This is a genomic window from Terriglobia bacterium (assembly GCA_020072815.1).
Lineage (GTDB): Bacteria > Acidobacteriota > Terriglobia > Terriglobales > Acidobacteriaceae > Angelobacter.
On record JAIQGE010000001.1, the window covers coordinates 704449 to 727881 of the forward strand.

The 23433-nt window shown below is 58.4% G+C and carries 20 protein-coding genes and 1 other RNA gene; 6 read left to right on the plus strand and 15 right to left on the minus strand.

Annotation, left to right across the window (positions count from 1 at the left end):
• Positions 1-117: 117 nt before the first annotated feature.
• Positions 118-828, minus strand: coding sequence for a hypothetical protein (locus tag LAO20_03005; GenBank protein ID MBZ5530378.1), 711 nt, complete (start codon positions 826-828; stop codon positions 118-120).
• A 96-nt stretch (positions 829-924) separates the two neighbouring features.
• On the opposite strand from LAO20_03005, the gene rnpB reads away from it, so the two are divergent.
• An RNA gene (rnpB, locus tag LAO20_03010) (RNase P RNA component class A) lies at positions 925-1354 on the plus strand.
• A gap of 158 nt (positions 1355-1512) precedes the next feature.
• Here rnpB and LAO20_03015 read toward each other — a convergent pair.
• From LAO20_03015 to trpE, 5 genes are all read right to left on the minus strand, one after another.
• On the minus strand, positions 1513-1833 hold the full coding sequence (locus LAO20_03015; protein ID MBZ5530379.1) for a type II toxin-antitoxin system RelE/ParE family toxin: 321 nt from the start codon (positions 1831-1833) through the stop codon (positions 1513-1515).
• Positions 1830-2054: a hypothetical protein gene (locus tag LAO20_03020; protein ID MBZ5530380.1), complete on the minus strand. Its 225-nt coding sequence runs from the start codon at positions 2052-2054 to the stop codon at positions 1830-1832. Before LAO20_03020 ends, LAO20_03015 begins: the two co-directional genes overlap by 4 nt.
• Positions 2055-2179: 125 nt before the next feature.
• Complete coding sequence (locus tag LAO20_03025) at positions 2180-2503, minus strand: helix-turn-helix domain-containing protein (protein ID MBZ5530381.1); 324 nt, start codon at positions 2501-2503, stop codon at positions 2180-2182.
• A gap of 121 nt (positions 2504-2624) precedes the next feature.
• Positions 2625-3725 carry an oxidoreductase gene (locus LAO20_03030; protein ID MBZ5530382.1) on the minus strand — a complete coding sequence of 367 codons (1101 nt, stop codon included), beginning with the start codon at positions 3723-3725 and terminating at the stop codon, positions 2625-2627.
• Between the two features lie 344 nt (positions 3726-4069).
• Positions 4070-5611 carry an anthranilate synthase component I gene (gene trpE, locus LAO20_03035; protein ID MBZ5530383.1) on the minus strand — a complete coding sequence of 514 codons (1542 nt, stop codon included), beginning with the start codon at positions 5609-5611 and terminating at the stop codon, positions 4070-4072.
• A gap of 259 nt (positions 5612-5870) precedes the next feature.
• Here trpE and LAO20_03040 point away from each other — a divergent pair, with 259 nt between their 5' ends.
• Complete coding sequence (locus LAO20_03040; protein ID MBZ5530384.1) at positions 5871-6689, plus strand: MBL fold metallo-hydrolase; 819 nt, start codon at positions 5871-5873, stop codon at positions 6687-6689.
• 246 nt (positions 6690-6935) lie between these two features.
• Positions 6936-7541, plus strand: coding sequence for a hypothetical protein (locus tag LAO20_03045; protein ID MBZ5530385.1), 606 nt, complete (start codon positions 6936-6938; stop codon positions 7539-7541).
• Positions 7542-7623: 82 nt separating this feature from the next.
• Here the strand turns inward: LAO20_03045 and LAO20_03050 are convergent, their stop codons facing one another.
• Positions 7624-8460 (minus strand): isocitrate lyase/phosphoenolpyruvate mutase family protein, encoded by an 837-nt coding sequence (locus tag LAO20_03050; protein ID MBZ5530386.1) that lies wholly within the window; start codon positions 8458-8460, stop codon positions 7624-7626.
• A 288-nt stretch (positions 8461-8748) separates the two neighbouring features.
• Here LAO20_03050 and LAO20_03055 point away from each other — a divergent pair, with 288 nt between their 5' ends.
• Positions 8749-10020: a Glu/Leu/Phe/Val dehydrogenase gene (locus LAO20_03055; protein ID MBZ5530387.1), complete on the plus strand. Its 1272-nt coding sequence runs from the start codon at positions 8749-8751 to the stop codon at positions 10018-10020.
• Positions 10021-10206: 186 nt separating this feature from the next.
• Here the strand turns inward: LAO20_03055 and LAO20_03060 are convergent, their stop codons facing one another.
• The 4 genes from LAO20_03060 to LAO20_03075 form a co-directional block, all read right to left on the minus strand.
• The gene (locus LAO20_03060) at positions 10207-10611 is read right to left on the minus strand and encodes a hypothetical protein (GenBank protein MBZ5530388.1); all 405 of its coding nucleotides are present in this window, start codon (positions 10609-10611) and stop codon (positions 10207-10209) included.
• Positions 10612-10754: 143 nt separating this feature from the next.
• Positions 10755-12464: a transglycosylase SLT domain-containing protein gene (locus LAO20_03065; GenBank protein MBZ5530389.1), complete on the minus strand. Its 1710-nt coding sequence runs from the start codon at positions 12462-12464 to the stop codon at positions 10755-10757.
• Between the two features lie 289 nt (positions 12465-12753).
• Positions 12754-16344, minus strand: a complete 3591-nt coding sequence (locus LAO20_03070; protein MBZ5530390.1) for a TonB-dependent receptor — start codon at positions 16342-16344, stop codon at positions 12754-12756.
• 179 nt (positions 16345-16523) lie between these two features.
• The gene (locus tag LAO20_03075) at positions 16524-16823 is read right to left on the minus strand and encodes a hypothetical protein (protein ID MBZ5530391.1); all 300 of its coding nucleotides are present in this window, start codon (positions 16821-16823) and stop codon (positions 16524-16526) included.
• A gap of 250 nt (positions 16824-17073) precedes the next feature.
• Here LAO20_03075 and LAO20_03080 point away from each other — a divergent pair, with 250 nt between their 5' ends.
• On the plus strand, positions 17074-17475 hold the full coding sequence (locus tag LAO20_03080; GenBank protein MBZ5530392.1) for a hypothetical protein: 402 nt from the start codon (positions 17074-17076) through the stop codon (positions 17473-17475).
• Between the two features lie 176 nt (positions 17476-17651).
• On the opposite strand, the gene pckA is transcribed toward LAO20_03080, so the two are convergent.
• Positions 17652-19244 (minus strand): phosphoenolpyruvate carboxykinase (ATP), encoded by a 1593-nt coding sequence (pckA, locus tag LAO20_03085; GenBank protein MBZ5530393.1) that lies wholly within the window; start codon positions 19242-19244, stop codon positions 17652-17654.
• Positions 19245-19326: 82 nt separating this feature from the next.
• Positions 19327-19701 carry a hypothetical protein gene (locus LAO20_03090; protein ID MBZ5530394.1) on the minus strand — a complete coding sequence of 125 codons (375 nt, stop codon included), beginning with the start codon at positions 19699-19701 and terminating at the stop codon, positions 19327-19329.
• Between the two features lie 166 nt (positions 19702-19867).
• Between LAO20_03090 and LAO20_03095 the strand changes: the two genes are divergently transcribed.
• Positions 19868-20854 carry an NAD(P)H-quinone oxidoreductase gene (locus LAO20_03095; GenBank protein MBZ5530395.1) on the plus strand — a complete coding sequence of 329 codons (987 nt, stop codon included), beginning with the start codon at positions 19868-19870 and terminating at the stop codon, positions 20852-20854.
• A 70-nt stretch (positions 20855-20924) separates the two neighbouring features.
• Here the strand turns inward: LAO20_03095 and LAO20_03100 are convergent, their stop codons facing one another.
• Both LAO20_03100 and LAO20_03105 read right to left on the minus strand, forming a co-directional pair.
• Positions 20925-22403, minus strand: a complete 1479-nt coding sequence (locus LAO20_03100; GenBank protein MBZ5530396.1) for a GMC family oxidoreductase N-terminal domain-containing protein — start codon at positions 22401-22403, stop codon at positions 20925-20927.
• A gap of 110 nt (positions 22404-22513) precedes the next feature.
• Positions 22514-23317: a hypothetical protein gene (locus LAO20_03105; protein ID MBZ5530397.1), complete on the minus strand. Its 804-nt coding sequence runs from the start codon at positions 23315-23317 to the stop codon at positions 22514-22516.
• Positions 23318-23433: the final 116 nt, after the last annotated feature.

Below are 23433 nucleotides of genomic sequence, written 5' to 3' on the forward strand. Positions count from 1 at the left end.
AAGCATTTGGATGCCCGCCGGCAACCGGCGGTTACAGCCATCGATCCAAAAAGCGTTTGGCAAAAAGCGTTCCTTAATCCCCGAAGGCCCGTGGCTTGAGTGGCCACGGCCACACATTTACGGGGTGAGCGCCAGATTCACTTCTTTCCAGTCAACCTTGCGCAGCAACTGTTGGATGCGATCATCGGCGCCGTAAATCCTGATCTCCACGTTCTCAATAAAAGGGGAGTTCGGCGGATGAGCAAAGTAATAATAGAAATAGAGTGAAGCCGGGTCCCATTTGATTGCCTTGGGATTGCCAAAGAGAAGCACGTAAGACGACCCGTAGCCGTAGCGATTGTCCTCATCCTTGTAGGCCGCGATGGCGCCGGGCACATTCACCGCGTTCTTCTTCCCCGGACCAGGATGCAGGGTGCTCACCAACACGTTGTTATTCACCTGCACGCGAACGTGCAGCAGGTCCTCAATCAGGGCGTTTTGCAGGTGCTTCTCCGCAGTGTCCTTTTCCTTTTCCATCTTGCGGACCATGGGGACAATCAGCTTCTTGTAGCGCGGTGAAGTGGTGCGCGCGTCGTAGGTGCGCTGGAACAGCTCGGTGATGTCCAGGGGACGGTTGGAATCCGGATTCACCATGGTGTCCGTCAGTTCGAAATCTATCTTCTCCGTCCACTCCGCGCCACGGAACTGGTTCAGTAACTTGTTGATGTGGAGGGCATACTTGGCGATGGCCTTCTGCTCCTCGGGCGTGGGCTTGCGGGGCATGAGCAGGCCGAACAGGCTCAAGGGGACAACCGCGAACAAGGCGACGACGATGGCTCTGCGTAACATGCCTGACTCCTGGAAATTAGGTGTTGGCTGCAAGTCGCGGAAAAAGATGGTGACGCATATCCGCGCTGAAATACATCTTATAATAGTAGGTAGCTGATGCTGGACCGGATGGTCGCTGTCCTACTGTGGACGCCAGAGTTTCTCTGGGCTGCGCAGGGGGAGAGAGGAAAGTCCGAACTCCGCAGAGCAGTGTGCCGGATAACGTCCGGGACGCCAGCTTTAAGGCTGGTAGACGGAAAGTGCCACAGAGAATATACCGCCTTTGGCGCAAGCCTCAGGTAAGGGTGAAAAGGTGCGGTAAGAGCGCACCGCCCGGGCAGTAATGTCCGGGGCATGGCAAACCCCACACGGAGCAAGACCAAATAGGGAAGGAATGGGGATGGCGTAAGCTGTTCTCATGCGTGCCGGCTCGGTGCGCCCAACTTCCGGGTAGGTCGCTTGAGCCGTTCAGCGATGAACGGCCTAGAGGAATGACCGTCACGGCGGCAACGCCGTACAGAATTCGGCTTATAGGTCCAGCATCACTTGTGGCCCTCAGATTCGAGAGGATTTGAGGGCCTTCAATTTTTGGAGAAATATCGCTGGGCCCTTCGGCTTCGCTCAGGATTTCGGCAGCTGGCTCCCGCTTCGCTCACGCCCGCAAAGCGCCTCAACTTGTGGCCCTGCGCTCAGAGCCGAAGACTTTCATTTCTGCTCCAGACATTTACGACAACGAAAACCAGATTTTAAGGTCGGTTCTGAGCAGCATGGTAAACGTGTAAAGACTTCGACGGTTTGTTCCTTGATACGGTAGACAGCAACGTAGGGTAGGCGAGAAGAAACCAGTTCGTGGGTCCCTGGCTCACGTCCTGGGCGTCCACGGTGTGGGAATGTTTTTAGGGAACGAATGGCTTCGTAAAGCTCAAGGACGGTGGACCGTGCAAGATGCGGATGATGCTCAGTGAGATAGTCCTTGATATGCTCGAGATCATCTGCTGCGGCCGGCGTCCAGCGAATACGCATCAAGAAGGGAACAGCCGTTTAACACGAGCATCCATTTCATCTTCTTCGATCAACTGGCCACGGTCAGCTTGTTCGATGCCCTGACGCACGGCGGCGCGAAAGCGGGCGTCGTCCTCCAGTAGGCGTAAGGCGGCTTCTTTGACCAACTGCGCAGGATCAATGCCCTCATGTGTGGCAATTTTCAAGAGCCGCACTTCTTGCTCAGGGGTAAAATGTACTTCCATACTTGTCAGTCTAAGAGGGCATTTCTAACGCTGTCAATAGATGGGTAACTGCGAAGGTCCTTCGGCTTCGCTCAGGATTTCGCCAGCGGGCTCCCGCTTCGCTCACGGCTGCAAAGCGCCTCAACCTAAGCCGTTGCCTGGTGCTTGGCTGTTTCTGCGCGCCGCACTCGGACTTTGACCTCGACCCGCGAGCCGAACCGGTTGATGATGGACATAAGGCGGTCAACGGTGAACCTTCCGAGGTCTGCATGGCGAATCCGCGAGAAGTCCGCTGCCGCAATCCCTCTGCGGGCTTGCGCCGCGCGCACGCTTAGGCCCTCCCGGTCGAGTGCTTTGATGATTTCGGCTGCGAGAATCGCCTTCAACTGCTCGGCATCCGCGTTCTTGCGTCCGAGATCACGGAACACATTCCCGCTTCCACGCACCACTTTCAGTTTTTCGCTTTTCATCGCAACATCTCCTTCAGCCTCTTTAAACGGTCCTTGATCAGATCAACGTTCTCATGACCCCGAGCGAGGCGAGTGATCCTTTCATCCACAAATGTCGCAAAGGGCTCGTGTGTGAGGGCCTTCAATCTTTTCCAGCAGTTTCCGCCGGGTGGCGAAACGTGGGGCCCTTAATGCCCTTCAAGCCTTTGACGACGGCAGTTTCTACGACCGTCCCCTTGGGGCCAACGGCCCAAATGTAAGTGACGCGGCCTCTTGCCACAGCAACGCTGTTCAGGTTCAGGCCCTCATCGCCGACTCGTCCCCAACTTTTGTCCCACATGAAGGCCCCGTTGATTCCTACGGCAACGATGCTATCCACCCCGTGAGGCGACAGCAGGGCTGTGGACGAAAAGTACACGCCTTTGGGACTGGTCGGTTCCAACGGCTGCCACGTCTTCCCTCCGTCGCTCGTCCGCAAGACATTAGGCAAATCCGAGCTTTCCGGCTTCTGGTAGTCGCCGCCCACGGCAATTCCGTGCTTGGCGTCCTGGAAAGCCAGGGAAAAAATCCCCGAAGACGCGTTCGCCGGATGCATCGGCGTCTCCGCTACCTGCCAGGTCCTGCCGCGATCATTGGAGCGGAACACTCGCGCCACTTTTGCTCCACCGGTGGCGAACCAAACATTCTTTTCGCCTTGCACCACCAAGCAGGAATTGCTGGCGGCAAACGCTCCTTCGTTGGGAAGGGCAGCAGGCAGCGCAGCGGGTGGCAATTGGTTCCAGGTCAGGCCGCCGTCGTCGGTGATGAACAGCGCGAACTTGCCTTCGATGGGATCGCTCAGCACGATGCCGTGCCGGCGGTCCCAGAAAGCGACAGCATCAAAGAAAATCCCCGCACGCTTTTCTTCAAAGACTTGCTTCCAAGTCTTTCCGCCGTCGGTGGTGCGGTAGATCTGCGCCTGGCCCTTTTCGGTCGGGCCGGAGCTGATGATGACGGCCGTCTGGTCGTCGAAAGCGCGAATGCCGCGGAAGTCGAGTTTCTCCGCGCCGGCCACGGTCATGACAGACCACGTCTTGCCGCCGTCGTCCGTGCGGATGATGGTGCCGTCCGTCCCGCTGGCCCAGACAACTTTCTCGCTGACAACGCTCAGGCCGCGGAATCCGGCGGTGGTGGGGATGGGGAGCTTTTGCCATTGGGCGCCGGCGGAGGCGAGAAGGAGCAAGAGTGGAACGAATAGTTTCATTCTGTTTTTCATCATTGCAGTCTCAATCTGTCATCCTGAGCGAAGCGCCGCGAGAGCGCCGAAAAACTCCATGCTGCCGGGCGCGGAGTCGAAGGACCCCGAGAATGCTTGCGGCACGAATACAGCATCAAGGCGTTCCCACCACGCGGCGCCGGGAAAATTCACTGAGGCTGCATGGGTGGCTTTGACATCTTCGGGATCCTTCGACTCGCCCTCGTCCCGACAACGGGACTCGGGCTCGCTCAGGACGACAGTTCTTAAACGTTGGATTGCCTAAGCTGGATCCGCGCGAATCAGCGTTCATCCGCGCCTATCTGCGTAATCAGCGGCGAGATTCTTCTTCCTTACTCCCCCGATCTTGCCAGCTCCACCGCCCGCACCAGCGCCTGCGCTTTGTTCAGGCACTCCTGATACTCGCTTTCTGGTACTGAATCGGCAACGATACCGGCGCCGGCCTGCACGTATGCCTTCTTGCCTTTCACCAGCATGGTGCGGATGGCGATGCAGGAATCCAGGTTGCCGGCAAAATCGGCGTACAGGACTGACCCGCCGTAAACGCCGCGGCGCACCGGCTCCACTTCTTCAATGATCTCCATGGCCCGCACTTTGGGCGCGCCGGTGAGGGTGCCTGCGGGGAAGCAGGCGGCAAAGGCGTCCACCGCGCTCAGGTCCTTGCGCAGAGAGCCTTCAACCGACGACACCAGGTGCATCACGTGGGAGTAGCGCTCCACAAACATCAAGTTGGGGACTTTGACGGTGCCAAAGTCGCTGACGCGGCCCACGTCATTGCGGCCCAGGTCCACCAGCATCACATGTTCGGCGCGTTCTTTCTCGTCGCTGCGAAGTTCCTGTTCCAGGCGCAGGTCGTCGCTTTCGTCCTTGCCGCGCTTGCGCGTCCCGGCGATGGGCCGGTACTCCAGCCTGCGGCCGGTCACGCGGACCAGCATCTCCGGCGACGAGCCCAGCACGGTCATGGCTGCATTATTCTGAAAACCGCTGGAGCGCGATTTACCCGCATGAGCGGCTTCTGCTCTTTCGCCCGCCATGCGCAGAAAATACATGTAGGGTGATGGGTTCACGCGGCGCAGCGCGCGATAGATGCTGAACGGCGGCACGCCGGGCTCCAGCTCCAAGCGCAGCGAAGGCACGGCCTGAAACACGTCACCGGCCATGATGTACTCTTTGATTTTCTCCACCGTGGCGATGAACTTTTTCTTGGTGGTGGAAAGCCCAATCTTGACTTTTCCCTCCCGAGGCTTGGCGGCGCGCAGGTATTTCGCGGGCAAGGGCGCGGCCAGTTGCCGTTCAATCTTTTCAACGTCGCGGACGGCGCGCTCGTAAGCTTTGCGCGGCGGCTCGCGCCGCACGTCGGCGGTGGCGATGATGTAGATCTCATGGCGCACGTGGTCAAAAGCCAGCAAGCGGTTGAAGAACATGAGCACGCAGTCGGGGACTTTCAAGTCGTCCTGGGCCAGTGAGGGCAGCCGCTCCAGTTGGCGCACCACATCGTGCGAGAAGAACCCCACAGCGCCGGCGGTAAACGGCGGCAGGCCGGGAACGCGGGCCGGCCGGTGCTCGCGCAGCATGTGGTCCAGCACCTGGAAAATGCTACCTTGGCTGTGCTGGATGCGGCCCTGCTGTTCCAGCGTGATGTCGCGCCCGCGGGAACGCAGAATCATGTACGGGCGGACGCCGAGGAAGGTGTATCGCCCCACTTTTTCCCCGCCTTCCACCGACTCCAGCAGAAAGGCGTTGGGTTCTTCGGCGGCAATGCTCAAGAACGCCGAGACCGGCGTTCGCAGGTCCGCGCCCACGGTCTTGGCCACGGGGACCAGCGTGGCATCGCGGGCCAGGGCGGAAAACTGCTTGAAGTCGGGAAAGAGCATGGGACGCTAGTGTACTCAACCGCCATTTACTCAACTGCCAGTTTACCCGATGGCCTCGGCTGTCCGAACGGACACGTCCTTCTTGTGCGGAGAAGTACACCCCTGATCACAGAAATGGCCCAGATTTTGGAATATAATTTTTTTCAAACTTCAAGAGCACTCCCCCAACGAAGTTTCCCGCGTCCCAGCCAGATGAAAGGGACGCGACGCGCATTCCTGCACAACGAGTGGTACGGCTGCGTCACAAAGGTGAATGTGGATGCTGATTAGGTTTTGGGGAGTTCGCGGCTCAACGCCGACCCCCCAGTTGGAGAATTTGCGCTACGGGGGCAACACCTCCTGCGTTGAGGTCCGCCTCAACGGGCACATCTACGTCTTCGACTGCGGCACCGGCTTCCGCAACCTGGGCAAACAGTTGCAGCAGGAAACCAACGGCAATCCGCTGTGCGCGCACATCTTCCTCTCTCATTTTCACTGGGACCACATCCAGGGAATCCCGTTCTTCGCCCCGCTTTACAACAACCCAACCAGCAAGTTTTTCTTTCACTCATCCAACCGCACGCGCGGTCTGCAGCGGGCGCTGGAAGAGCAGATGTCCGACCCGTATTTTCCCGTCAACATGAATGAAATGGCGGCGCACCGCCAGTTCTTCAACATTGAAGAAGGCCGGCTGGATTTTGACGATTGTTCGGTGCAGACCATGTGGCTCAACCATCCGCAGGGCTGCCTGGGCTTCCGCATTGAAACCAAGGACAAAGTGCTGGTCTATGCCACGGACAACGAACCCGGCCATCCGGTATTCGACAAAAGCGTGCGCAAGCTGGCCGAAGGCGCCGACGTGCTCATCTACGACGCGCAATACCTGCCGGAAGAATACGCGGCCCGCCGCCTGGGCTGGGGCCACAGCCATTGGCGCGAAGCCGTGAACGTGGTGATGGAAAGCGGCGCCAAGGAACTGGTGCTCTTCCACCACGATCCTGACCACACCGACCAGTGTATTGACAGCATCGTCGCCAAAGCCCGCGAATACTATCCCAAGGTGAGGGCGGCGGCTGAGGGGATGGAGATAGTCCTCTAGCAATTAGCAAATGGCAATTGGCAGTTAGCCTTTTTCTGTAATCCCGAGCGGAGCGAGGGAACCCTATCGTGACAACAACTGTCCGGCTCCCCTAAGCTTTTTTTCTGAAACCTTCGAGCGGAGAGAGAGGTCCCTATCGTGATCGATCGGCTAAACGCGCTAGGAGGCGGCTCAGCCCTCGTGTAGGATTGGCAGTTGTCTTTGCAAGCGCGTGCTCGTGTGCCGTCGGCCTGACAGGAGGTAATCATGACCAAGCCTAAAGCTCAGGACGACCGTGAAAAGAGAATTGAAGAACTAAAACGTCAGGCAGGAGAGCTTTGTGGCGGCCAGATGGAGGTTGGCGGCCTGGACGAATCGCCAGTTGAAGTGGAAGAGGCATTCTGGAAACACGTGGTGGACTACGAGGAAGCTCCGTGGACGACCCACTTCCAGCAACTTGAGAACGCCGGCGTGTCACTCCCCTCGCCGAATTCGCTCAAAGACGAGGAACTGACGGCAAAACTCTGGGAGGTAATTCAAAAGCTCGCCCTGCTTCAAGTGTTTATCGAACAGACAGATCATCTCAGCGACCGCGAGCTCTACACCCGTCTTTGGACCGATTCCCTTCGGGAGGAAACCAAGGCATTGCAACTGTCCGGCAATTCTTCATACCACTTGCAACTGCTCGGCAGCGGCAGCGAGGAAGATAACCAGCTCTATCTGAGGTATTACGCCGACGATGACTTTCGCCGGCATTGGCAGGAAGACTTTCCCAGCGACCTCATCCCCTTCCACGAAAAACCACCTTACGACCGCGACCGTTTGCTGCCCAAACCGAATTACGGTTCGCGTCCGGGCGGGGAGCCAAACTGAAAATGCCAGCCTGCCGCTCATACGCTCAGCTCCCCTGTTGCAATCGGGTCGACGTGAAGAAATTCGGAGTGAAGCTGTGAAGCTACTTTTTCATCAATTCATTGATCTCCGCATGTGAGACTGCTCCCTCGGTCATCGCGTTGTAGGTGCCAGTAGCTTTGGCTTCGTCGCACATGCGGCGTAGCAGGCCCATGGTCGAACGCATAGGGCCGGAGCCGTAACTGATGCGCTTCACGCCCAGCCTGGTCAACTCAGGAATGGACGGCACTCCGGGACCGGCCAATATGTTGATCGGTGACTTCCACTCGCCAACCACGGTGCTGATTTGTCCCGGATCGCGCAGGCCAGGGACGAAAATGCAGTCTGCGCCGGCCTTCAGGTAGGCATGGCCGCGTTCCAGGGTGTCGCGCAGCGCTTCTTCGCGCGAGACGCCCTGGCGCCAATAAGCGTCCGTCCGGGCGTTGATCAGCAGATGGATTTTCAGCTTTTCGCCAATGCGGCGGACGGTCTGAATGCGGGCCGTCTGGTCGGCAATGCTGAATAGAATGCTGTGACTGGGGTGTCCGGGCACGGAATCTTCCAGGTTCACGCCCACGGCCCCGGCTTCAATCACCTGTTCAATGACAGCTTCCAACTGCTGCGCGTCGCTGGAGAATCCGGCTTCAATATCGGCAGTCACCGGGACCTGCACGACCTCGGCAATCCGCTCGATGGCCTGGGCCATCTCGGACCACGGGACATGCTGCCCGTCAGCGTAGCCCAGCGCGTTGGCTACGCCGGCGCTGGTGGTGGCGACGGCGGGAAAGCCGGCATGCTCCACGATGCGTGCGCTGGCCGCGTCCCAGGCGTTGATCAGGATTACAGGACTTGCTGCGTGGTGTAATTCCAGCAGCCGGGCTGCTTTCTGGGTATGGGTCATAAGCTGCCTATCCTTCAAACCAATGTATTTAGGACTGGGTGCGACCGCCACTGATGTAACCAATCAGCCCCCGCCAGACTCAAGTCCTTGCTGCGGCCGCGCCCGCTCAAAGCCAGGGGAAAGCCGCAAGAGAGGATATAATGTTTTCCGGAACGGCCGATAGGCGCTTGGGGCTGCTGCTCTTGGTGCGATTTCCCCTGCCAAGTGTAAGTTGCGGTTCTCCCGCTTGCTAGCTGACTGACGGCATCTCTATACTCTACCCGTTTGCCCTAATTCCCTGGAGTTCAAATGAAAACCATATCTTTAGAGCAGGAGCTGAATCCCTGGGAGGCCCAGGCAGCCCGCTTTGACTTTGCTGCGCAAAAGCTGAATCTGGATGAAGGCCTCTGGAAGATCCTGCGCTACCCCACCCGCGAAATCATCGTGCACATTCCCGTCTCCATGGATGACGGCCGCCTGGAAGTGTTTACCGGCTTCCGCGTACAACACTCCATCGCCCGCGGCCCGGCCAAGGGCGGCGTCCGCTATTCGCCCGACGTAAACCTGGACGAAATCCGCGCCCTGGCCAGCTGGATGACCTGGAAATGCGCCGTGGTCAATATTCCTTTCGGCGGAGCCAAGGGCGGGATCATCGTAGACCCCAAGAAGCTATCTTTGGGCGAACTGGAAAAACTCACGCGCCGCTACACTGCCGAGCTCATCGAGTTCATTGGGCCGGAAAAAGACGTGCCCGCGCCGGACATGAACACCAACGAACAGACCATGGCCTGGATGATGGACACCTACTCCATGCACATGCGGCAGACGGTGACCGCCGTGGTGACGGGCAAGCCGATCAACATCGGCGGATCACGCGGGCGCCGCGAAGCCACCGGCCGCGGCGTGATGATCAACTGCGACGAGGCCCTGCGCAAGTTCGGCATGGACCGCGAACGCACCCGGGTGATTGTACAGGGCTTCGGCAACGTGGGTTCCAACGCCGCCAAGTTGATGGCCGACGCCGGCTACAAGATCATCGGCATTGCCGAATACAACGGCGGGCTGTTCAATGCCAAGGGCATCAACATTGACGACCTGCTGGAGTTCCGCGACCGCAACAACAAACACGGCATCGTGGGCTTCCCCGGCGCGGAAGCCGCCGATCCCAAGGAACTTCTGGTCACCGACTGCGAGATCCTGATTCCCGCGGCAACAGAGAATGTGATTACCAGCCAGAACGCCGCCGCCATCAAGGCCAAGATCATCTGCGAAGGCGCCAACGGGCCCACTACAGCGTCGGCTGATGAGATCCTGGCCGACAAGAAGGTCTTTATCATTCCTGACATTCTGGCCAACGCGGGCGGCGTGACCGCTTCCTATTTTGAATGGGTGCAGGACCGCCAGGGCTATTTCTGGAAAGAGTCAGCGGTGAACGAACAACTGGAGTTCATCCTGAGGGAAGCCTTTGAAGACGTGGTGCACTTCTCCGAGACGCACAACGTGAACAATCGCATTGCGGCATACATGCTGGCCATCAGCCGCGTAGCGCATGTCATCAAGGTTAGAGGGATCTACGCGTAGGACGCTTGGTCGCCGGAATTGCCAAAATTGCTAAGCAGTCGCGGCCAGGAAGAAAGATCGACCAGCAGGTTGGAGCGTAGCGACAAATCGAAAAGGATAAGGCCGCGGCGGACCGCGGCCTCTGTACTGGTGATTCTTCGTTGAACGGCGCCCAGATGAACGGCGCCACGCGGAACGGCGAAATACTTACTTCTTCTTCTTTCTCCTGACGGCTTTTTTCTTCGGAGCTTTTTTAGCCGCCTTCTTCTTGCCCGCCTTCTTGGCGGCTTTCTTTTTTCCGCCTTTTTTCTTGGCAGCTTTCTTGGCTGGCTTTTTGGCGGCCTTTTTCTTGGCCGCTTTCTTTTTGGCAGCTTTCTTCTTCCCGCCGCCGCCTCCGCCGGAGCTGCGCTTAGGTGCTGGTTGGCTGGGAGCAGAAGTCTCACCGCCGCCCATGCTTATGCTTCCGCCGCCGGTCTCAGCGCCAATGGATTCTTCTTCCTCTTCTTCGTAGTCCTCTTCAATGGAAGCGCTACCGAAGCCGCCGATGTCGCCGTAGTCGTCGTCGCTGTCATCCTCATGCCTTGCCTTGAGGGTCTCGTCGTAAAAGCTCATAGTTCCTCCAGAAATTAGGGCCGCTTCTACTTCTCTCCCGCAGTTGATTCAACTCCGAAACAGGCGCGGATTATAACAATTCACATGAATTGCATGTCAACTCCCGCGCACCAAGTGTGCAACTTGCGGCGGGAATAATCAAGTCACTGCGAACGCGCGCTCAGATTATCTTTCGAGCCCTGCGCGGCGTGAGTTGCGGTTGGCCGTTTAGCCGGCGCCGCGGCCTTGGTCTTGCCGGCCGGACGGGCTGACTTTTTGCGCCGCACTGGCGGGCGGTCCGGCTCTCCGGGCCCCAATGGCTTGTAAACGACCAGCACGCGGCCTCGGCTTAACTGGTTTCCTTTCAACCGGTTCCAGCGGCGCAGCCGATCTGGTGGCACGCCGAAATCCTCCGCCACGGAGAGAACCGTGTCGCCGGTGTGAGTACGGTAGCGCGATGGATACTTGGAATAGACAATCTTGCCTAGTCCGGCCGCTGAAGCACTTACCGGGATTACAAGCTTCACGTCAACGGCGATGGCGTTGCCTTCCAAATTGTTCGCTTGGGCCACGGCCCGTTCCGTGGTGTGGTATTTCTTGGCGATGGCCGTGAGGTTCTCGCCCGGCTCAACCTTGTGGTAGCGCCACGCTACGCGCTTGTCCTCTGGCACGGCGGCGATGGCAGCTTCATACTTTTCCCGCGTCCCGGCAGGAAGATGCAGGTCAAAGGGCTGGTCTTTGGGTGTGGTCCGCCGCAGAAGGCTGGGATTCAATTCCACCAGCGTGTCCACGGGAGCGTCCACGCACTCGGCCACCAGTCGCAAATCCACGGGATAGTTGACCCGCTCCACGTCATACTGCTCGGCCGGCTCAGGCTGCACTCCATCCAGACCGTACTGTGCCGGGTTCTTGGACATGATGGTCATGGCCAGGATGATAGGCACGTAATTCTTAGTTTCTCCCGGCAGCACGTTGCGCTTGTAGAGTTCCCAGAAGTCGGCGTATCCGGTGCGCCGGACGGCCTGCTGCACGTTGCCCGGGCCGGAGTTATAGGCGGCCATGGCCAGATACCAGTCGCCAAACTGATTGAAAAGATCTTTGAGGTGGCGGGCGGCGGCGCGCGTGGCTTTTTCCGGGTCTTGACGATCGTCAACCCACCAGCTCCGCCTTAGTCCGTAGCCGACGCCGCGGCTGGCCATGAACTGCCACATGCCGCGGGCCCGGGCGCGGGAAAGCGCCAGCGGTTTGAAGCCGGATTCCGCCTGGGCCAGATAGATCAAATCCTGGGGCACGCCTTCTTCCTTGAAGACCCGGCGAATCATCTGGCTGTAGCGTCCGGAGCGGACCAGCGCGCTTGCAAAGACAGGACGTCCTCGGGTGGAGAAATAACTGATATAGCCGGCCACGTAGTCATTGATCATCAACGGAAGATCGGATTGCATTCGGCCCAAGTCAGCTTCCGCTTTGGCCTTGACCTTGGGGTCCACCGAAGGCTCCACCAGATTGGCTTCATCGATGGGGGCCGGCTCCGACGGCGGCTCGCTGAAGCCGTCACCGGCCTTGAAAGCCGTGGTTTCCAGCTTGCTGACCTCTTCGGTGATCTTGTCGAACTCCGCCTGCAGCCGCTCGTCAGACTTAATGGCCACCGGGCCCTGCATCAGGATGTCCACAGCGCGGTTGAAGTCCTCTTTGGCTGCGTCCAGGTGGCCAGCCTTGTAGTTGGCCTGGCCGGACTCATACGCCTTCTCGGCTTCCGCGATGGTGGCGGGCACTGGATCGGCCTTTTCCGGCGGAGGCTGGACCGGCTGGGCCGGCGGCGCAGGAGTTGGCGAAGCCACCGCAGCGGCGGCGGGCTTCTGGGCGACCGGAGCCATAGCTTCCGGCGCCGGCTTGGCAGCTCGCGACACTTGGTTGCCTCCGCAGGAGGCCAGCAGCAACAGGCTGCCGATGATCGCGGCCATGAAAGACCCAACTAGAAAGCGTGGGCGACTAAGGATGTTGGAAAGCTGCATTGCTTCCATAATACCTTTGTTTTGACCAATATTGGCGCTGAACGACACTTTCCCGCAGCAGCTCTGCCTATCAGTTACTCCGTTTGTTTTCAAATTGATACAAAGAAAACGGCCCCGGGGGAATCCGGGGCCGCAGGTTACTTTGAGGCTGCTACCAGCTCAGCCGCAGGCCAAACTGGAACTGGCGCGGGTCAAACGCCGCGGTAGCCTGGCCGGCTTCGTTGTACAGCGAGTTCACGTCCGCCACGTTGAAGCGGTTGATGAAATTGAAGGCGTCCATGATGCCTTCCAGCTTGATGCGGTCGCCGAACTTGATGGTCTTGGCAAAGCGCATGTCGGTGAAGATGGTCATGGGCCGGGTCCCGCTATTGCGTCCTATGTTGCCATCCAGGGAGCCGGTAAAGACGCCGTCCAGCGGGTTGGCATCAATGAAGCACGGAATCTGGAAGGCCCCGGTGGGCGAGGCGTTGGAAGCTACCGTGGGATTGCCGCAAGGATTGGTCGGCGTGCCGGGCGCCACGGCGTTCGGACGGTCGGTGGAGGTGCTGAAGTTAAAGTTCTGGTCGGTGCCGGTGATGATGTTAAACGGACGTCCGGAGCTGAACTCGATGATCGGCGCCACGGTCCAGTTGCTCATCACCTTGCCCCAGAAGCCTTCGCCCCGGTTCCCGCTCTGGTACACGCCGCTGAAAACGAAGCGGTGGCGCTGGTCAAAGGTGGAATTGCCCCGCTCCAGGTCAGGACGGATGTCGTTCTGCGGCGAGAGCAGGGTCTGCAGGTCGGTGGAGTCGTCAATGGCGTGCGACCAGGTGTATGACGCCAGGAACTCAAAATGGTTCTTCATGCGCTTGCGCAGGTTCACGGTCATGGAGTGGTAGACCGAGCTTCCGTTGGAGAAGTTGGCCACCATGTCACTGAATGGGACCGGCGCTCCTACGCCCAAGTTGTATTGCGCGGCCACCGCGTTGGCCAGCGGCATGCACGCGGCAAACAGCGTAGTGAGCGAAGGGTTGAATCCCGACTTGCGGAAGAAGCTCAGCAGCGCCGGCGGGACAAACGGCCCGGCGGGGCCCACGTTGCAGGTGGCGATGGTCAAAGGATTGGTGAACAACGGCTGAGCATTGGCTACCGCCCAGGCATTGGCCTTCTCCCAGTTTTCAATCAGCGCCCGCGGGTTGGTGGGATTGGCGTTGATCGGGCGGTTCAAATGGTGGCCGCCGGTGAAGTTGTAAACCGCACTGAGGGCGAACTCATGTCCCAGATCGTGCTCGATGCCCAAACTGCCCTGTTCGGCATATCCATACTGGAAGCCCTTGCCGGTGGGAAAACCAAACGGCTGGGAGATCAAGGGAATGCCCGCGCCCAGATACTGCTGTCCGGTAAACAGCGAAGGCGCGTTGGGAGCAGGATTGAAGCGCTGTTGCGCGCCCAGGTAGTTCAAGCCTGACGCCAAGCCAGCGGGCAGACAGTTGCCCAGTCCCAACAGTCCCTGGAAGGCATTGGTGGCGTTGAGATTCAGCGCGTTCAAGGGGGAAGGCGGTCCGGTGGGATTGCAAGGCGCTCCGCCAAACAAGATGAACTGGGGCGCCTGGCTGCCGTCGGCCACATCAGAATCAAAGGCCAGGGCCAGCAGCGGATGGTCATAGAACAATCCATAGGATGCGCGAACGATGGTCTTGCTGTCGCCCTTGGGGTCCCAGGCCACACCCAGCCGCGGCGCAATATTGTTGTTGTCCGCCGGGATGCCTTGAGTGATGCCCAGCGCGTCCTGAGCCGCTTGCGAAATGGAGTTAACAGCAGCAAATACCGGGGTGGATTCGCGGTCATAGCGCACGCCGTAATTCACCGTCAACCGGTTGCCAATGCGCCAGGAATCCTGTACGAAGAATCCCATGGACGTGAGCGAAAACGAATCGTGCGGGTTTCCGACGCCTTGAATGAAGACCTGGGGAATGCCCAAACCGTAGGCCTGCACGGCGGAAAAATTCGGCGCGCCGGCGAAGGCCGGGCTCAGCGAGGTGGCGCCGAGTTCGCCAAAGTTGTAAATGCCGCCGAAGTTCACGGTGAAATCAGCCACGACGGGAAGATGGTTGACGTCCACGCCGAACTTGATGCTGTGGCGGCCCTTGATCCAGGAAAAATTGTCGGAGATCTGGTGGCGCTTCTCCGTACGGTTGACGAACGAGAACGGTTCGCGGCCGAAGAAAGCGAAGCCCGGGATGTTCACGGCCACGTCGCCTCCGCCGGGCGCGGAAGAGAAGTTATAGAGCAAGCCGCGGCGCGAGAACTGGTAGTGGATGTCATTGATCTTGCTGGAGCCCAGGATCCACGTCTCCTGCACGCCGATGCTGCCGTCGTGATAGTTCTGGGTGGAGGTGCGCGAGACCGCGTTCTGTCCGAAGTCCTGGTTCTGGGCATTCACCTGGATGCCGTTCACGTTGCTGGGACTGAGTCCGCCGCGCAACATCAGAGAGTTGTTGGCGTTGAACTTGTGGTCCATGCGCAGCGAGTAAACGTCAGTGGCTTCTGAAACCGGATAGTTGCCTACCTGGCTCAGCAGGCCGTGAAAGGAAGCAGGCAGCGGCGCGCCAGTGGTAGGGAAAAAACCAAGCGGGGTCAACGATCCAGGTGTGCCGGCTAAAGCCACGCCCGAGCCACCCGCAGCCAGCTGTGCGTAACCCACCGACAGCGGCGAGATGGGGACGGTGGCCAGGAACTGTGCCTGCGCCGGCGTCACCAGCGAGCCGGCGGGAAGTCCAAAGGAAGCGGCGTTGCCCAGGGGAACAAGTCCAAAATTACCTTCGCCGATGGTGGAGAAACCGGTTTCATGCCGCCGCGTGGTCTCAAAGGAAAAGTAGTAGAACGTTTTGTCTTTCTTGAGCGCTCCGCCAAAAGCGATGCCGGCCTGGGCGCGCGTGTAGGCGGGGTCAGGCGTATTGCTGAAGGGATTCACCGCCTGGATGTTGCGGTTGCGCAGGTAGCCAAACGCGCTGCCGTGAAAGTTATTGGTGCCGGACTTGGTGATGATGTTCACTACGCCGCCGGAAGCGCGCCCGTATTCGGCTTCATAGCCGTTGGTGATGATCTGGAACTCCTGCACGCCTTCTTGCGACAGGGTGGAGCGGATGCCGTTCACCGAGTTGTCCACCGCGTCCATGCCGTCAACGTTCACGGCGTTGGAGCGGGCGCGCTGGCCGCCAAAATTCAATCCTGAAGTGGGGGCGGCGCCGATGCTGGGCGCGATGTCACGCTGCACCTGGGAATTGGTCAGCGAAAAGTTCACGTAGTTGCGCCCGTTGATAGGCAGGTTTTCAATCCGCCCCTGGCCGATGGTGGTGCTGGTGGAGGTGGTGGCGGTTTCAATCAGCAAAGGCTCGGTGGTGACGGTGACCTCGGTTTGCGTGGTGGCGATTTGCAGAGTCACCGGATACTGCGCGGCCTGGCCCACGGTAAGCGACACGTTGTTGGACACCATCTTGGAAAACCCTTTGGCCGTGACCGTAAACGTGTAACTGCCAGGAGGAACGGAGAGGAGCACGTATTCACCGGCGCCATCGCTTTGCGTGGTGCGCTCCACGTTCTTGGATTGATCACGCAAGGTGACCGTGGCGCCCGCGATGACCGCTCCGTTGGGGTCCTTTATCGTGCCTCTCAGTTCGGCTGTGGCTGCGGTCTGCGCCAAGGCTGAAGCGGCCATGAGTACCACCAACGACAACACCAGAACGCGCTGAATATTTTTCATTGAATGTCACTCCTCTAGTCCCATGCGGTCTGCCGGGCGTGCAATCCTCTTAACGGATGGGTAAACAGTTCGACTTTTTATCATTCCCCGGTCACAAAGGCAAGCAACTATTTGACTTACCGGCGGGCTGATTCGATAGCGGCGGTCGCACTGAAGAATTCGGATGGGTAAAAGTGAGCCTAGCCACCAGGTGTTTCGTCTTTGGCGGCTTCTTCTCTGACGACTTCTTCCTTTACCACCAGCGTCTCCTCTTTCCCCAGATAGCTCTTCTTGCGGAACCAATCTTCCATGGCCGTCTGCAGGCGGACGAGAGAGACGCGCGCGCCTAGTTCGAGCCAGCCGTCGGCCACGGGCAGAGTGTCGTCAAACATGGGGTCGTTGGTGAAATTGCGCATGGCGAAATTGTCCAGCCACTTCATGGGGCAAGGCTGCAGACGCCCGTCCGCCTTGTACTGCACGCTCACTTTGCGCTGAAACATGAACTCTCCACCAGAAGAACCCCAACACCGCATTCTAAGCGCGCCGGACCGCGCTAAAGGCTGCAATGCAGCCGGAAAAGTGCGTGAAAGCGCTAACCGCTTTCCAGTAGTTGTCCAAATTAGGACACTACCCGCTTTCCAGTTTGGAATGAGGATCCACTTATTTTCGGTACGATGTACTAAGGTAACACCCAACCTTGAAACAATAGGAGCATCCTAGTCACTAGGGTTATGTAGAGGTACCTCCCCAATGAGTATGTCATCCCAATCCGAGACCCCAATTGACGGACTGGTAAACCATCTGAAGGACCTGACGAGCGAACTAACGGCCCTTCACGGTGATCTTTACTGGCTGGCAATGCAGGGACCGGATGCTTCCGGCAAGCAATCGCCGGCCCAGTTGAACGTGGACCTTCTCACCGGCCTCAAAGGCGCGGTGGACAATATGCGCATTTTGCTGTGGAAGTACATTGAAACAGCTTCGCAATTTGACCCCCAGGCAGTACAGGACGGAATGGAGGCGCAGCGGCTGCGCCGGGTAACTGAATTCCTGGAACTCTTGCGCCAACGTCTTGGCCGCCGGACCGGCCAGGAACCTGTGTCGTTCATAGAAAAGATCGAAGAGCGGCTCAGCAACGTCAAAGTGGCCTGAGCAAAGTGGCCTGAGGCGAGAAACTTAGCGTCAGCGATGGCCAACTGCCTCACCCGAGGCGTTGTTGGCAGTCAAAGAGATGTCCCGGGTAACATCAAACGTCCACAAAAAAGAACGCCGCCGGAGTAGCGCTCACGGCGGCGAAAAAGCCTTGCTCTGTGACTTGGCGGGGCGGCTTATGCCTTCTTTCCCGGAGCCGCAGCGCGGATGTTGTCCGGCACATCAAACTTCTCAAAGTTCTTGATGAAGCGCGCAGCTAGGTCGGCGGCAGCTTTGTCATAGGCCGCTTTGTCTTTCCAGACATCGCGCGCGTGCAGGAATTCCGCCGGCACTCCCGGACAAGACTTGGGAATGCTCAGTCCGAACGCTGGATCGGTTTCAAACTCCACGTCCTTGAGTTTGCCGGCGAGAGCGGCGCTGACCATGGCCCGGGTGTAGGGCAGCTTCATGCGTGAACCCACGCCGTAGGGGCCGCCGAACCAGCCGGTGTTGACCAGCCAGCATTGCGCGCCGTGTTCTTTGAGGCGGCGTCCCAGCATCTCTGCGTAAACTTTGGGGGCCAGCGGCAGGAACGGAGCGCCGAAGCAAGTGGAGAAATTCGGCTTCGGCTCTTTCAGCCCGATTTCCGTGCCGGCAACCTTCGCCGTGTATCCGGAAAGGAAGTGATACATGGCTTGGTCGTTGTTCAGACGAGAAATCGGAGGCAGCACGCCGAAGGCATCCGCCGTAAGGAAGATCACATTTTTCGGGTGTCCGCCAACGCCGGGGATGACGGCGTTGTCAATGTATTCCACCGGATACGCGCAGCGCCCGTTTTCGCTGTAGCGAACATCGTCATAATCCGGGACATGGGTTTCCGGATCAATGTAGACATTCTCCAGCAGCGAACCAAAGCGGATGGCGTTCCAGATCTGCGGCTCGTTTTCTTTGGACAGCTTGATGGTTTTCGCGTAGCAGCCGCCTTCAAAATTGAAGATGCCGCTGGCGCTCCAGCCATGCTCGTCGTCGCCAATCAAGCCGCGCTCCGGGTCGGCGGAGATGGTGGTTTTGCCGGTGCCGGAGAGGCCGAAGAACAACGCGGTCACGCCGTCTTTGCCTTTGTTGGCTGAGCAGTGCATGGGGAAAACGTTGCGCTGCGGCAGAAGGAAGTTCATGACCGAGAAGATGGACTTCTTCATCTCGCCGGCGTATCCGCTGCCGCACACCAGCACCAACTTGCGCGCGTGGTTCACCGCGATAAACGCTTCTGACTTGGTGCCGTCGCGCTTGGGATCAGTAAACATCTTGGGCACGCCGATGACGGTGAACTCGGCCTTGTGGGTCTTGAGCTCCTCATTGGTGGGACGCACAAACATGGCGCGGACGAACAGGTTCTGCCAGGCTTGCTCGTTGATCACGCGCACCGGCATGCGGTATTGGGGATCGGCGCCGCAATACAGGTCCTGGACAAAAAGCTCTTTGCCGCGCAGGTATTCCATGACGCGTTCAAAAATGGCGTCAAACTTTTCCGGGTCAAAGGGCTGGTTGATCTCGCCCCAGGCGACCTTGTCGGCGGTGATGGAGTCCTTCACCGTAAAGCGGTCTGCGGTGGTGCGTCCAGTGAACTTGCCGGTGAGCGCCACCAGAGCGCCGTTATCGGACAGCTGGCATTCATTCAGGCGGACGGAATGTTCCACCAGGAGACCGGAGTGCAGGTTGCGGTAAACCCGGTTGCTCTTCAATAGAGTTTCGATTGCGGCATTGGTATCTATGGCTGGAATGGTTGACATAAAGTTGAAATCTCCTGGGGCCAAAAGCCGGAGCCGCCCCTGTACCGGGGCATGACCAGCCGCCTTTGGGCGTGATTGACGGCTAAGCCGTCGTCAGCAGCGCGTCTTGAGGCGCGCCAACTTCCTTCAGGACCGAATTCAAATGTTCAAGGGTTTCCTCAAACGTGAGCGCGTACATTTCCCGCCCGTGCTCGTAGCTGCCGGACTCGATAGCCGTCCTTAAATAACGGCCCGCGGTCTGTATGGCCAGCGGATCGGTAATGATCCGGCCGGTACGCTGGTGGTATTCCACCCACGCAGGATGCGGCAACGCGATCCATACCGGACGGCCGCTGGCCAAAAACTTGATGTCAACGGCGTCGGCGTGGCGGGTGGCGATGGCCACAATCAAGGCCTGGTAGACGCAGTGAAGTTTCTGCCCAGTCCAACGGTCGGTTACGTGGAAGTCCTCGTACATTTTCGTCCTAAAACTATATCGGAGCCTGCCAAACCAAGCAATGATAGCCGGGACACCCGCTGCGGACTGTGACGTTAATCACAATACAATCAAATACTTGAGAAAAAAGGCCGCTGCAAACAAAATGCCGCTAGTTCTGTAAAAATAGAAACCCATCATGACTACCATGCGCGCAGCCTGGATCGCCCGCTTCGGCGGACCGGAAGTTCTGGAAGTCCGCGAAGTTCCCATACCGAAGATTAATGATGATCAAGTTCTGGTCCGCGTGCGGGCGTCCGCGCTGAATCGCGCCGACCTGCTGCAGCGCCAGGGGAAATATCCGCCGCCTCCGGGATGCCCGGTGGAAATCCCCGGGATGGAATTTGCGGGCGAAGTCGCCGAAGTGGGCGCGGCCGTACGCACGTGGAAACCTGGCCAGCGAGTCTTTGGCCTGTTGGGTGGGGCCGCGCAGGCGGAGTACGTCGCTACGCATGAACTGCTGCTGGCGGAAATCCCTTCGAACTTAAGCTGGGCGGAAGCCGCTGCCGTCCCGGAAGTTTTCATCACGGCGCATGACGCGATGTGGATTCAGGCGCGGCTGCGTCCCGGCGAAACCGTGCTGATCAACGCCGTGGGCAGCGGCGTGGGGCTGGCGGCGGTGCAACTGGCGCGCGCGATTCAAGCCGTCCCGTTTGGAACTTCACGCACGCCGGACAAGATTGATCAGGCGCGCGAATATGGCTTGGAAGATGGCCTAACCGTGCGCGATAACTTTGACGATCTGGTCGCCGCGGCTGAGAAATGGACGGCGGGAAAAGGCATCAACGTGATGATTGATTTGGTGGGCGGCCCGCACATCAAGGCCGCACAGAAATTGCTGGGCGCGAAAGGCCGGCTGATTCTGGTCGGGACCGTGGGCGGCGCAGCTTCTGAGCTTGATGCCCGCTACGTGATGAGCAAACGCCTGGAGATTCGCGGAACCGTTCTGCGTGCGCGAAGTCTGGAAGAAAAGATCCAGGTGACGCGGGCCTTCGCGGCTGAAGTTGTGCCGCTGCTGGCCTCGGGCATGCTGCGTCCGACGATTGACAGCAAGTTCCCGCTGGCCGAAATCGGCAAAGCACACGCGCGGCTGGAATCGAATGAGACGGTGGGGAAAGTGGTGGTGGAGATGTGAGGTCCACTTTTAATGCCGTTCCAGGCACGTGCAATGTCGGCAGGCAAGGAATCTGTTGGCGACACCAGACTTAAGCGCAAACATCAGCCTGCTGGACTTGCGATGAAATGTTTTTAGATACCCAGTACCCAAGCGCGCTCAAAGTTAGTATTGGATTGGCCGCACCAACGCAAGGAAATAAAGATGCATCCCCCACGTACACGTTGTCCATGCCCCACAGCCTCCCAACAATATCGCATGCACTTGTCTCTGGCGCTGTTCCGATTCGAAGTGTTCCCGCCTCGTGATAGCTACGGCCCGGAGCCATCGTTTCGATCCTACGCGTCTCGTCCGTGTATCGAGGGGCCGTATCTTCAAGGGGAAAACGCTCTGTAACGTATTCGCCGCCAAGCTCGCCGACAATTTCCTGGATTCGCACGCACATGTTGCGTGTCCGTGTTTCGTCTCCGGGGCTAGCTCTCAAGAACGTTTTCGCTTTGCGCACGCCAAACCCATCTCGTTCGAGGGCAAGCGTGACCATGTTGTCCGGTTGGGGCTCCATCGCCGCAAAAGCGCCGACGTCAACAGTTAAGAATCGCGCGTCGGACGGATCAGGCTCTCCGCGCAAATGAATCTGGAAACGTTCGCTGGAAGCTCTACCGGACGGCGGAATTACCAAGCTGATTCCATCATTCGGACTTGTTCTCCCCGGCACACGAACACGAATCTTGGATCTTCGTTCCACATGCTCGGCCAAGAATCGGCCGACTATCGGCCGGCCTTCGGCCAAGCCGGAATTCAAAACGAGGCGGGCTGATTCGATCGGGCTCGCTGCCAGCACCAGGTGATCCAGTGGTAACACGGTTGGACGCGTGCCGAGTTGAGTAGTGTCCAGGCAGCACACGGCTGTCGCGCGTTTCCCGTCGTGAATAATGCGCGTAACATAACAATCTGTCACAATCCGCAGTCTTCCTGGGGATTCGCTGATACTGTCCAAAGCAACCAGCTTCATTAGACGCTCGGCGGGGCTATCGTACCCGCATGAAGGACTAAAATCGCCGGACGGTTTATCAACCGCGATCCTGGGCGGTGTTGCACAGAATCTGCCGAGCTTCATGGCTGTCCACTCTTGCGCTGGACATGAAATGTCGCCAATTCTTACCCTTTGCATGAGTTCAGCTTTCGAAAACAGGGCGGACAACTCATCCACGACTTCACGCGGCCACTCGCCTCCGGGAAAACAGACAAAGTCCTCCTGGTAGAATCTGGGTCGATTGGCTCCAGCCACTGTCCCTCTGCCCCCCAAGCCGGGTACCAACATGCCGCCGACCATCGTACCCAACCAAGGCGTGCTCTTATTGTGATCGATGAATTTTCTCCGAAGCGCGTTTTTCAAAACATTGTTGAAATGAGTTGTCAACCCGGCTGGTCCAAGTTCCAACATGGTAATGAGTGCTCCTGAGTGGAGGTAAAGGTCTTCCGCTACCGCTGTTCCCGCCGGCCCCGTGCCCACGATGACGATGCCGTGTTCCATTCTGGCTGCTTGCTGGACAGAAGTTGTCAGGCGCATGAGTCACTCTCCGCGGTATCTTGTACGCGAAGATCCGACCGATAGAAGGAGTGAATAAGAAGGCGCTTCCCCAAACAACGTTAGCTCGTTGAACGAACTGAAATCGCCAGCTAAATTGGTTTGGTCACTATCTGATATTTCCAGCGCTCCACGAAATGAAGATCCCGGAACGGCTGCGGCACCGGATTGGGCTCTGGTACGGATATTTCGACCATGACAATCGAAGGCTTGGTTAGGAGTTGCTTCAATAGGCCTCTAAAAGGCGGGAAAGGTTGGGTGCGTAGCAAATAAGCTAAGGCCAAGCCGATTGTCCCACTGACTCCAAACACCACGAGCACGCGCGGGCCCCTTTTCCCGCTGGGCAGGACAATTGGTTCCGCGTGCAACAGGTATCCCGCGGTCGTTAGGTTTAGCTGAAACGGAGCGAAGTGTAGTCTATCGTCCTTTTCGTGATAAGCAGCTTCAAAGCGAGGATGCGTTCTGTCTGTCTTGACGTAATACCCCATGTCGGCTCGATTTAGGAATTCGTCCTGCACGCACTCCCGGTGATTCAACTGAATTCCATTCCGCGTGCAATACGACAGGTGCTTACGGATGGAATCGAAAACCGCGTGTTCCAGCGCGGTCTCACTTCTCTTCATGGGTTTCGGCTGGCCTACGACCGGCCGGTCATTGAGTGGCGGGCGCGTTGTCAACACCAGGAAATCGTGGGCCGACATCTGGTAAACGTTCTTTAAGCTGGAGTCTTGCTGCCCTCTTTCTTCAGGATGATTGATAATCAGGCCACCGTATTCATGACCTAGCTTTGTAAGAGCATGAGACAACTCCACGAACGCATCGCCGTCGCGCAATTCATGAGGTCTTAAGGCAGCCACTCCAGGCGTTGCAAGATAGCTAAAATGGACAAATTTCATGATTTCGCACCTGAACGCAGTTGAAGAAGACGCAGACTCGTAGCGCTAAGTTTGTAGCCAATCCGGAATGGAAGTGCAAGGAGTATCGGGGCCGATAAGCCTGACGGCAATGGATT